We start from the raw sequence: 11,542 nt of genomic DNA, 5'->3' as shown, positions 1-11,542 counted from the left end.
CCTCCAAACGCGCTATTATACTTCAAGTTCATTCGTTTGAATTAAATAGCGCATAACTTCAATTACAGCTACGTATAAATCTTCTGGAATCGTCTCATCTTCCTCGACTTGATAATATAAAGACCGAGCGAGCGGACGGTTTTCCACCATCGGTATTTCTTGTTCACGGGCAAGCGTCCGTATATATAATGCGAGCTCATCTTCCCCTTTTGCAACGACAATTGGCGCCGCATCAACTTGTTTATTGTAACGAAGTACGACTGAAATATGCGTCGGGTTATTTACAATAAACGTTGCACCATCCATCTTTTTCGCAATAGTCCCTTGCAAGATGGCATGCATAAAGTTTTTTCGTTTCCCCTTTACTTGTGGGTCCCCTTCATTATCTTTATGCTCTTGTTTTACTTCTTCTTTTTTCATCTTAATATCTTGCTCGTACTCCCACTTTTGATAAATGAAATCAATAATAGAAAGAACGATTAAAATAATTAAAATAGCTAAAAAGATAAATTTAATTTGCCTAATAATTTCAGTAAGTGACGCAGTCCAGTTAAATCCAATCATACTCACGATCTTCTCTAAATTCTTTTTAAAAAGAACGTACGCAACGTAACCGATTAATCCCATATAAAACAGTGATTTCAAAATATCTACTAAACTTTTACGACTAAACAGTCTCGTAAAATAGTTTTTCGGATTAATACGTGATGCTTTCGGCTTTATGACTTTAGAAGAAAATAAGAAACCGACTTGAATCATATAATTGAATAAATGAAAAGCATATACGAGTATTAATATAGGAGCTGATACTTTTAGTAGCAAAATCCCCATTAAATAAAAATACTCGGTCGAATCTGTACTTTTTCCGATTTGATCAAACAGCACCGCTACAGAATTGGCAATCTCAAACCCTAGCCAATCTCCGAAAAAATAAACGACAACTGCTAATACGAGAATAGAAAATAAATTATTTAAATCTTTACTCCGGGCGATATTCCCTTCTTCACGCGATTTTTTACGCTTCTGCGGGGTGGCCTTTTCTGTTTTATTATCCTTTGCCATACGCGTCCCCCTACTTCGTTAAGAAAAAGTTAAATAGTGTCGTATACTCTTCCAGTAATACATCTGTCATATTTTTAAACACATAACCGAGCATTGGTACGCTCATTGCAATAAATAAAATACCACATGTAATTTTAATGACGAATGCATTCATAAAAATATTTAATTGCGGTGCATTTTTTGCGATTAAAATTAGGACGAAATTAATAATGAATAAGCTTCCCATAAGCGGTAAAGCAATTTCGACCGCTGATGTAATCGCAAATAATAACGTTGCGAGTAGACTATCTAAAAAACTAGTCGTCAACAATTTTGAAATCGCCTCTGTATATTGAAACGACTTTAAAATCGTGGCAACGAAATAGTTAATGCCGCCAAGTGAAATAAAAATAATGAGAAAAAATATATCGAAAATTGTTGATAGTAAAGTAGACTGCGACCCTGCGTTTACATCAAACAAACTTGCCTGTGATAAACCGATATCAAAGTCTAAAATATGTCCGGCCATTTTCGGAATGTTCCACAGCATTTCTACAATTTTTGCAAGGGATAATCCAATTACAATTTGCGTTGCTGCATAAGCTGCGACGTCCCAAACTGTCTTTATGTGAGAGACATCAACTTGATCGGCCACTGTAATCGAAAGACCAAGTCCAAATGTAACCTTTGCCATTGCAGGAATCGACCGTCCTGAAAAGAAAGGTAAAAAATATAAAAATGAAGTAATACGGCAAAACGCAAAAAACGTCGCCGCCCATAATTCCATATTCATTTCAGTTCACCTATCTTAGTACGAACGCAATAGCGATGGAATTTTATCAAATAAATCTAAAATAAGCGTCGTTAACTCTTGAAACATCCACGGACCTAAAATGATAATAACGAGTACAATACTCGCCATTTTCGGTAAAAACGTCAGCGTTTGCTCTTGAATTTGCATCATCGCCATAATGACAGCGATGATAATAACGACAATCATACTTACACCGGCAACCGGCATTAAAATCATAACCCCTTTATAAAAAAAGGTTTGAAAAATATCTATAATTGGTGACGTATTCATTTATATGACTCCTATCACATAGCATCAAACACTTCAGGCGACCGTTTTAAACATTATATCGACGATTTTTGTATATCCACCTAAATATACGAAAACGAGTATTTTAAACGGTAAACTTAAAATCATCGGCGGTACCATCATCATCCCGAGGTACATTAAAAGTGTACTAATAATCAAATCTATAAATACAAACGCTAAATAAATGAACATCCCCGTTAATAATCCTTTTTGAATTTGCGTTAACGTAAAGGATGGTACGAGCGTAAATAATGAAAGATCTTTCAAATCTTTCGGCAACTCTTCACCGCGTACTTTCAGCATCATTTTTAAATCATGCTTATATGTATGTTTCGCCATATAATCTTTCATAATCGGAGCTGTCGTCTCCGCAGCTTGACTTACTGTTATTTGTTCTTTCGTCATCGGATCCCACACATCACTCTTTAACTGACCTAGCACCGGTTGCATCGTAAATAGTGATAAAAACAAAGCAAGTCCAACAAGCACTTGGTTTGGTGGTAAGTTCATTACCCCAAGTCCTTGACGAGTTATTCCAAGAACGATCATAAAATAAGTAAAATGCGTAAATAAAAGAACGATAGAAGAAGATAATGATAGAAGGGTAACGAGTACAAATAACTGTACACTTGAATTACTCGTAAACTCTTTTCCATTTTCGAAATTAATAAAACCGTTCGGGGCTGCATACGCTGGATTTACAAAAATAATTGAAAAAACGATAGAAAATACGAAAATAACGGCTAATACTGATAACTGTTTCTTTATTCTCATGATGGATCCTCTACTTTTTTCGTTTCACTCTTCACCGCGTCTTCTAGCGCTTGTTGAAACTGATTTCCTGTTCCTGTTAATTGCACAGACTGCACACCGTTATTACTAATAACAGTGAATACTTGCTTGCCATCCACTTCAAATAAAAAAGCACTCGTTTGATGATTTAAATATACACCGTCTTTTACTTGAATATGGCCATTTTCACCTTGCTTAAAAAACTGCTGTTTGCGCGTCTTTTTCGTCATATAATATGCACCGTAACCGAGTGCACCAAACAGTAAAACGACTTGAAATAAGGTCGTCATATACGACATATGACTCCTCCTCTACTCTTTATCTTGCATTTGACTTTGCGCCTTCATAAGCGCAGCTTGCTTCTTATCAGCTTCAATTTCAGAAATAATAATGCCGAACTTCTCGTCCATTACGATTGCTTCACCGATGCCGACCTTCATATTACTTAAATACACATCTACTTTATGTCCTAAGTTTTTCTCTACTTCAAGAACATCGCCAACTTTTAACTGCTTCACATCACCGAGCGTAATAGATGACTTCCCAAGCTTTACACCAAGTTCAATCGAAATATCTGAAACAGTATCTATATGTGCTTTACTCATTTCATTTCGTTTTCCCGCAAAATCTTCTAATCCCATTAAGGACACAGGAGATACTTCATGCTTCATATGGATCCTCCTACTCTACAAAACTTTTAAATAGGAGCGCCTTACGCGTTCCATCTTTCCCAATAAAACAATTAAATTTATGCTTTCCATCTACATAACCAAGTAATTCATCCGAAACTTTCGTATGAAGCGGAATAATATCGCCTTCTTCAATTTGTTCAATGTCACTCATTGTCATTTTCTGCTCACCAATCGCAACATGAACAGGTTTGTACACTTGATTTACTTTCACTTCCACTTCAGACGTATACTTTTTACGTTTATCTGAAGAATGTTCGACAATATTTTCAGACGTTAATTTATCCATAATTTCTTCAACAGATAAGAACGGAATCCCGATACGCACCGTCGTATTCCAAAAATCTGTTTTCATATTTACGTTCAGTAATGAAATTATATCGCTCGCTGTCGTAATCTTTAATGCATTCGGATCTGTCTCCGTCGTTACAAACTTCGGTTCAATCGCAACAACACTTTCAAATGATTGCTCTAAATTTTTACAAAGAAGCAAGAATATATTATCAAGCGTTAAAAACTCAAACGCCGTTAGCGGTCTGCGCATCGTAAAGTTACGCTTACTATCCCCACCAAGCCAACATTCATGAATATAAATAACAAATGCTAAATCAATCTCAATAACAATTTCTCCAAGCTCTGGTAAACCGAGATCAATTACGCAATATAAATAATAATCTTTCGGCATTTTCTCCACATACTCACTCGTAAATGGAACTTGCTCAACTGTTGAAGGCTCTAGCTCAATCGGAATACGCATACGCGCTGACAACGTCTGTGACGTCTGTTTTCCAAACGTAGAAGCAATCGCTTGCAAACTACGTAAATGCTCCACACCGAACTTCTCTGGTCTATTAAAATCATACTCTTGAAATTTCTCTTGCTTCCCTGCTTCTTGTGCAAAAGCTGGCATTTCCTCGCCTTCATTTACCGCCTTCAGCAGGGCATCAATTTGCTCTTGGCTTAATTTTTCGCCACTCATGACAATCCCCTTCCCTACCTTTTCAATTCAACGATTTCAACGTACATCTTCCCGTTTTTCGTCAAAATCTTTCCGGTTCCAATCTCTTCATTCTCAAGCATAAGACGCACCGTATTTTTCGTTGAATTTTCAAGACGATACAATGTACCTTTCGTAATATGAAGCAGATCTTCAATTTTCTTTTTCGTATTTCCGATTTCAAAATAGATTGTTAACGGAATATCATCTTGTAATTTCAAATCTAGCCAACTCCCATATCATGTTCACGAAAATTTCATGTTCTCTCTATATATGAAATTTCTTATTTTGAAACGTCGATATTTAATATTTTTTTAATATATCCTTGCGTTTCTTTAAACGGTGGTACGCCTCCGTACTTTCTCACATTACCAGGACCAGCATTATAAGAAGCAAGCGCCAATACTAAGTCACCGTTATTTTTCTTTAAATAACCGCTTAACTCTTTCACGCCGCCCTCAATACTTTCAGCTGGTGAAAATGGATTTTTTATACCCATCTCTTTCACATTCGCTGGCATAAGCTGCATAAGCCCCATCGCACCTGCATGTGACACCGTTTTCGGATTAAAATCAGATTCTACTTCAATCATTTTTTGAATTAACGTTTTCGGAATTCCGTATGTACGACTTACGCGATCAATAATATCCTCATACTTCCCTTCATTGGAAGAACGTATTTTTTGAATATTATACTTCTTCGTTAATCCCCACGTATCAACAGCCTCATTTTTCGTTTCTGGGAAACGTCGTTCAAACTCTTTTTGTGCGACTTGCACTTCATCTGCTTTCTTCGTTTCAGCCTTTTCCTCAGGCTTACTCGCTTCCTCTACTTTATGAATAGATTGTTCCGGTTTAGTAACAACCGTTTCTATTTTCGTAGATTGTACCGGCTGACTCATCTCTTCTATATTTGCCGGTTGCGTAGTACCCTTCGTCTCCTTCGCAGGTTCACTCTGCAACTTCTCTTGAAAACGACTACTAACGAATGCTTGTGGACTACTTAGCTTTTGCTGAATTTGTCCTTTTTTATATGCAAGCACTTCTTTTACTATATTTCCAATTACCATAATATCACCTTTTCGGTAAACAAAGATAATCTAATATTAGAGTTTTTTTTTAAAGTTTGCAATAATCCTTTTAATAATTATGTAATAAAAAAATGAATATATTGTTAAACTGTTATTTTTTTATATTTATTAATTCGAATTTTTAGTTGACACCTGTTGTAGCAAGGATTACAATAAATCTCGAAATTGATTTTTTCGCATATTACCGTTTTTCAATTTGCAGAAAAGTCAATATAAAAAAATGGGGGTTTCTTAACATGAGAATTAATACAAACATTAACAGCATGCGTACGCAAGAGTACATGCGCCAAAACCAAGCTAAAATGAGCAACGCTATGGACCGTTTATCAAGCGGTAAACGTATCAACAACGCTTCTGACGATGCAGCAGGTCTTGCAATCGCAACTCGTATGCGTGCTCGTGAAAGTGGATTAGGTGTTGCTGCTAACAACACACAAGACGGTATTTCATTAATCCGTACAGCTGATTCAGCAATGAACTCAGTATCTAACATCTTACTTCGTATGCGTGACCTTGCAAACCAATCTGCAAATGGTACAAATACATCTGAGAACCAAGCAGCTCTAGATAAAGAATTCGGCGCATTAAAAGAGCAAATCAATTACATCTCTACTAACACTGAATTTAATGATAAAAAATTATTAGATGGTTCTAATGAAACTATTGCAATTCAAACATTAGATAACGCTGATGAAGGTAAGAAAATTGATATTAAATTAGCAAACGTTTCTACACAATCACTAAGTATTGATAAACTAACAATTGGTGGCGCATCACAAAAAACAATTGATGATGTTGCAGGCAAATTTACTGCACTTAATACAACAACTACTACTGACAAAGCTGATATTCAAAAAGAAGTTGATGCTGCTATGAAGGAATTCGATAAAGTTAAAGGATCTATGTCTGCAGCAGATGCTAAAGCCGTTACTGACAAATTAGCAGACTACAATAATGCCGCAGATACAGATGTAGCTAAAGCTGCTGCAGCTAAAGCCTTAGGCGGTGCGTTCGATAAAACAAAAGTAACTGTTGCTAATCCTAATGCTGCTGTCGCTGCAATTGACTCTGCACTAGAAAACATTGCATCTAACCGCGCAACTCTAGGTGCTACATTAAACCGTCTTGACTTTAACGTAAATAACCTGAAGAGCCAATCTTCTTCTATGGCTTCAGCTGCTTCTCAAATCGAAGACGCTGACATGGCGAAAGAAATGTCTGAAATGACTAAGTTCAAAATCTTGAACGAAGCTGGTATCAGCATGCTTTCTCAAGCAAACCAAACACCACAAATGGTTTCTAAATTATTACAATAAGCCATTTGAGCTAGTTTCCTGAATAAACCTCTCTGCTTGCGGAGAGGTTTATTTTTCTATATAAATAAATTATTTGTAAAACGCTTCTTTTTTTAGATGGACGGGAGCATCCGCGATATGTAGAAGCGGTCAGTGCCTATTTTGATCCCCTCTTATGTTAAAAGAACAACAGCAAATGAGCATAAGCCTTTTTATCTATCCATAGCCGTTTATTAGCTTTAGAACACTAACTATATCAATCTATAAGGAGTGTCTATTATGCGTATTGGTACGAATGTTTTAAGTATGAATGCTAGGCAATCACTATATGAGAATGAAAAACGTATGAATATTGCGATGGAGCATTTGGCGACTGGTAAGAAGTTAAACCATGCTTCTGATAATCCAGCTAATGTTGCAATTGTGACTCGTATGCATGCACGAGCGAGTGGTATGCGTGTGGCGATTCGTAATAATGAGGATGCGCTATCAATGCTTCGGACAGCGGAAGCTGCTCTTCAAACTGTGACGAATATTTTACAGCGTATGCGTGATTTAGCTGTTCAGTCTGCGAACGATACAAATTCAAATAAAAACCGTGATTCGTTAAATAAAGAGTTTCAATCTTTAACAGAGCAAGTTGGCTATATTGGTGCGACAACTGAGTTTAATGATTTATTTGTATTTGATGGACAAAGCCGTCCTATTACGTTAGACGATATCGGTCATACAGTACATATGACGAACCATATCCCCCCTTCCCCTACACAACATGACATCAAGATTTCAACAGAACAAGAAGCAAGAGCAGCGATCCGTAAAATTGAAGAAGCCTTGCAAAATGTATCACTTCATCGTGCTGATCTTGGGGCTATGATAAATCGTTTACACTTTAATATTGAAAATTTAAATAGTCAAAGTATGGCCCTAACAGATGCTTCTTCTCGAATTGAAGACGCGGATATGGCGCAGGAAATGAGCGATTTTTTAAAGTTTAAATTATTAACTAAAGTTGCGCTCAGTATGGTTTCACAGGCTAATCAAATTCCGCAAATGGTTTCTAAATTACTACAATCTTAAAAATTTGTCTTCCCTCTTTGAAACGATTCCACACAAAATAAAAGGGAAATACATATAAACTATGTATCTCCCTTTTATTTTGTACCCAAATTTTATTACTGTGTTACAGTCATAACTTGTCCACTACGATCAACCATAATTTTCATTTTCCCGTCTTGTGCGTTATATAACCCTAATTTATGCAAATCTTGTTTACATTCTTTTACGAAGTAAGGCAATGTGCGAATTTGATCGATATCAGAGCTCGTAATGAAATGAATTAAATGATGCGTCATTTCTTTTATATCATGAACAAGCTCTTCCTTTTCTCGCTTTAGTCTTTCATTTTCAGCTCGTAATACATGCAATTCGCTTTCAAGACCACGTACATCCTTTTCATTTTCCGAACGCCCAGCAGCCATGCTTGAAAGCTTATAAATGCCTTCCATAAACTGATGGAGTTCATCTTCTTTTCTTTCACTACATTGACTAATTGTTTCAAAATTATCAACGATACCAGATATAACTGTTACAAGGCTTTTTTCATTCTCTGTATTTTGAACTTCTTTTCTTACTTCTTGCTTGTTTTCCTTTTTTATTTCAACGATTTGTTCTTTTATGGGTGTATATTTTCGCTTTCGTCCTGGTTTTTGCTTTTCAATATTTTCAAACGGTATTTCGCATTTTTTCAATTTATAGTATGTGTTTTGCAATTGACTTTCTGTTTTCGGAAAAAGATTTAGTTCATTTTTACTAACGTATTTTGAAATATTTAAAATGTTTAAACCGTGACGTTGACAAAATTGATACACTTCATACAGTAACTCTAGCTCAGACTTCAGCCATGTAATTGTTGATTTTTCATAAGCTCGCATACCGCCATGTTTTTCTATATCTATTTGGAATAAAACCATTCTATTATATAAATCGACTAACTCTTCATACTCCACTCGGAATTGTTTCTCTATTTTTTTAAATTCCGTTTCTAATTTCATATCATTCATTTTATTATTTGACATGTTTTGTAAAAGTTTTAATACATTGATTGCTGTGTGGTGATACATAATCTGTGCCACTCCCCCTCATCCTTTCACAATTCTCATCTGACTCCCATGTCTTTTAAGAAATAGCAATTTTTACATATCCATATTATAACATTTCGAAATTGTCTGTCAAATAATTAACATACAAAAACGTATGGAAAGTGTAAAAAAGAAAGAGTATTTTTTAATTAATATGCAATTATACATATTAATTACATATAATTATATTATATGGTATTTTTAATATATTTTCACCGAAAAAGTTTGCGCTACCACGAAATATTACTAACATAAACCAAAATATGTTCTCTTATATTTTTAAACAAAAAAACGTTACTTATTAATTAAACCAATTGAAAATCTCGAAATAGAGACGATTCTTACAACCACAAATACTCCTTCTACCTGTACAGCGTATAGAATACTAAAAAGGAACTAGCCAGTACTACTATACATGGCTAGTTCCTTTTTCCCCACTAATAGAAGAAAGTTTCCAACCCTCAGTCGAAAGCTCTCTTCTCCTGCTTACTTGAAACCACTCCATATCTTTGGTCTTACATCGTACAGAGCTCTATTAGGCACTGACCGCTTCCAAACTTCGCTAGAGGTTCTATTCCAGCAAAAAAAACGCTTTTTAAAACTCTTTTACAACACTAACTTATCAACTAAACCAATTAACTCTTGAATATCTGGCTTACTTACTTGAGCATTTGCTCCTACAGCTTCACCTTTATGGAATAATTCATTTGTAATTAATGAAGAGAAAATAATGACCGGTAAACGATTCATTATTTCACCATCCTTAACCACTTTCGTTAAATGATGTCCATCCATTTTTGGCATTTCAATATCAGTAATTAGCAAGTGAATGTGTTCAAACATTTTTTCCCCTTGCTCTTTCGCTAATTTTTCAATTTGTGCTAACGCTTCCGCACCATTGCTGAAGAAGTTCATTTTCGTATATCCAGCTGATGATAAAGTTTCTTCTAGTATTTGGCGAAGCATTGCTGAATCTTCTGCAATATAAATAACTTTTTCAGCACGATCTGTTTTTTGTTCTAAGCCTGAAAGTGATTTATTGTCATAACCAGTACCGCTAATTTCACATACAATTTTTTCATAGTCTAATAGTAAAATAATTTTCCCATCTAGTTTTACAATGCCAGATGTCGTTTCTTCTAGTCCCATTGATAAGGAAGCTGGTTCATCAATTTGTTCCCATGAAATACGTTGAATACGATGTACTTCGTCAACGCGGAAAATAACTTTCATTTGGTTTAATTCTGAGATGATGAATTTCGTTTGATCAAGTGGCTTTGTTGATTTTAAATTAAGAGCCGTTGCTAAGTTAATAACAGGTAAAATTTCACCACGTACTTGAACAACACCTTCAACTGCATGATGAGATTCTGGCACAGTTGTAACAGGGAATGGATTAATGATTTCACGTACTTTCATTACATTGATACTAAATAGATTTTCACCAACAGTATATGTGACAATCTCTAATTCATTTGTTCCACTTTCTAATAAAATACTTTGTGCTTGTGACATAAAGGTGTCGCTCCCCTTCCATTAATTCCGTATATTTAATTATTAAGCTTTATAAAAGAGAAAAAGTCAACTACCTATATGAAAAATATAGATAGTCGAACAATTTATTTACGCTTAATCTTGTATAAATGAAGCAAGTGCCTCTAATAACACTTCTTGTGCCCCTACAATTTCTGTCGGCATTGCTTCCCATTTTTTTGAAAGTTCCGTTTCTACTCTCATTCTTAACTCTTGATTCATTTCTTCGAGTACATATTGTTTCGTCGCTATATCAACATCAAGTAACGCGAGTGCATATAGTTCTGGATCGTTTATTTTTTTAAATAATTGTTTTAATATAGCCGGCGCTATATGTTTTAATTTTTCAATATGAATTTCCTTATCCGAAAATAGTAGCTCGTATTGAATAAACGCAACATTTTCTTTAATTACTTTAAAATAGCAATTATTTTTTTTATCATTCACAAAATAACCGTTCGGATCTGCGATAATACTCTCTACTTTACGAATTAGATCTGGCAAACTACTCGCCGCCATTACAGTCCGCTGCTCAACCTCACTTGGCGAAATGAATGTAACGCGATACTTATTCTGCGCCATCCTCCTCACCTCTCCTTTTATAAAAATGTATCCCCACAAACTATCCAAAAGGCACTGGTTTGCTATGAGACAATTATCTTATCTCCAACCAACCATCACAGTACCTCTCCATAGCACTACTCTTACAACTACAAGCCCCTCAGAACCATAGTTGTTATCCATACTATACTACAATTCGCTTATCTCTTATTAAACTACCTTGGTAACACTTCATACCGCTGTTTCCACAACGTTCGAGCACCCTTATAAGCACTTAAACCCTACCACATCTCTCAAACCA

The 11,542-nt window shown here is 35.4% G+C and carries 14 protein-coding genes; 2 read left to right on the top strand and 12 right to left on the bottom strand.

Annotation, left to right across the window (positions count from 1 at the left end; genetic code table 11):
* Positions 1-15: 15 nt before the first annotated feature.
* From flhB to BTOYO_RS21555, 9 genes are all read right to left on the bottom strand, one after another.
* Positions 16-1,062, bottom strand: a complete 1,047-nt coding sequence (flhB, locus tag BTOYO_RS21595; RefSeq protein ID WP_001030095.1) for a flagellar type III secretion system protein FlhB — start codon at positions 1,060-1,062, stop codon at positions 16-18.
* A gap of 10 nt (positions 1,063-1,072) precedes the next feature.
* A complete protein-coding gene (locus BTOYO_RS21590; RefSeq protein WP_001055699.1) occupies positions 1,073-1,834 on the bottom strand; it encodes a flagellar biosynthetic protein FliR in 762 nt (253 codons plus the stop codon).
* Positions 1,835-1,849: 15 nt separating this feature from the next.
* Positions 1,850-2,125 (bottom strand): flagellar biosynthetic protein FliQ, encoded by a 276-nt coding sequence (locus tag BTOYO_RS21585; protein ID WP_001098085.1) that lies wholly within the window; start codon positions 2,123-2,125, stop codon positions 1,850-1,852.
* Positions 2,126-2,158: 33 nt separating this feature from the next.
* On the bottom strand, positions 2,159-2,917 hold the full coding sequence (locus BTOYO_RS21580) for a flagellar type III secretion system pore protein FliP (protein WP_023441208.1): 759 nt from the start codon (positions 2,915-2,917) through the stop codon (positions 2,159-2,161).
* Positions 2,914-3,234: a hypothetical protein gene (locus BTOYO_RS21575; RefSeq protein WP_000121176.1), complete on the bottom strand. Its 321-nt coding sequence runs from the start codon at positions 3,232-3,234 to the stop codon at positions 2,914-2,916. Before BTOYO_RS21575 ends, BTOYO_RS21580 begins: the two co-directional genes overlap by 4 nt.
* 12 nt (positions 3,235-3,246) lie before the next feature.
* Complete coding sequence (fliN, locus tag BTOYO_RS21570; RefSeq protein WP_000680015.1) at positions 3,247-3,606, bottom strand: flagellar motor switch protein FliN; 360 nt, start codon at positions 3,604-3,606, stop codon at positions 3,247-3,249.
* A gap of 10 nt (positions 3,607-3,616) precedes the next feature.
* Positions 3,617-4,603 (bottom strand): flagellar motor switch protein FliM, encoded by a 987-nt coding sequence (gene fliM, locus BTOYO_RS21565; protein ID WP_000012359.1) that lies wholly within the window; start codon positions 4,601-4,603, stop codon positions 3,617-3,619.
* 14 nt (positions 4,604-4,617) lie between these two features.
* Positions 4,618-4,842: a flagellar motor switch protein FliN gene (locus BTOYO_RS21560; RefSeq protein WP_000775712.1), complete on the bottom strand. Its 225-nt coding sequence runs from the start codon at positions 4,840-4,842 to the stop codon at positions 4,618-4,620.
* A 62-nt stretch (positions 4,843-4,904) separates the two neighbouring features.
* Complete coding sequence (locus tag BTOYO_RS21555) at positions 4,905-5,690, bottom strand: lytic transglycosylase domain-containing protein (protein WP_000234457.1); 786 nt, start codon at positions 5,688-5,690, stop codon at positions 4,905-4,907.
* Positions 5,691-5,947: 257 nt separating this feature from the next.
* Here BTOYO_RS21555 and BTOYO_RS21550 point away from each other — a divergent pair, with 257 nt between their 5' ends.
* A complete protein-coding gene (locus BTOYO_RS21550; protein WP_001222344.1) occupies positions 5,948-7,027 on the top strand; it encodes a flagellin N-terminal helical domain-containing protein in 1,080 nt (359 codons plus the stop codon).
* A 258-nt stretch (positions 7,028-7,285) separates the two neighbouring features.
* Positions 7,286-8,086: a flagellin N-terminal helical domain-containing protein gene (locus BTOYO_RS21545; RefSeq protein ID WP_001219692.1), complete on the top strand. Its 801-nt coding sequence runs from the start codon at positions 7,286-7,288 to the stop codon at positions 8,084-8,086.
* Positions 8,087-8,181: 95 nt separating this feature from the next.
* Here the strand turns inward: BTOYO_RS21545 and BTOYO_RS21540 are convergent, their stop codons facing one another.
* The 3 genes from BTOYO_RS21540 to BTOYO_RS21530 form a co-directional block, all read right to left on the bottom strand.
* Positions 8,182-9,129, bottom strand: coding sequence for a DNA-binding domain-containing protein (locus BTOYO_RS21540; protein WP_000274700.1), 948 nt, complete (start codon positions 9,127-9,129; stop codon positions 8,182-8,184).
* 624 nt (positions 9,130-9,753) lie between these two features.
* Positions 9,754-10,662: a chemotaxis protein gene (locus BTOYO_RS21535; protein ID WP_000075949.1), complete on the bottom strand. Its 909-nt coding sequence runs from the start codon at positions 10,660-10,662 to the stop codon at positions 9,754-9,756.
* Between the two features lie 114 nt (positions 10,663-10,776).
* Positions 10,777-11,262: a hypothetical protein gene (locus BTOYO_RS21530; RefSeq protein WP_000068315.1), complete on the bottom strand. Its 486-nt coding sequence runs from the start codon at positions 11,260-11,262 to the stop codon at positions 10,777-10,779.
* Positions 11,263-11,542: the final 280 nt, after the last annotated feature.

The organism is Bacillus toyonensis BCT-7112, from assembly GCF_000496285.1.
Lineage (GTDB): Bacteria > Bacillota > Bacilli > Bacillales > Bacillaceae_G > Bacillus_A > Bacillus_A toyonensis.
The sequence above is the reverse complement of the archived record's forward strand: the minus strand, read 5'-3'. Positions and strand labels throughout refer to the sequence as shown.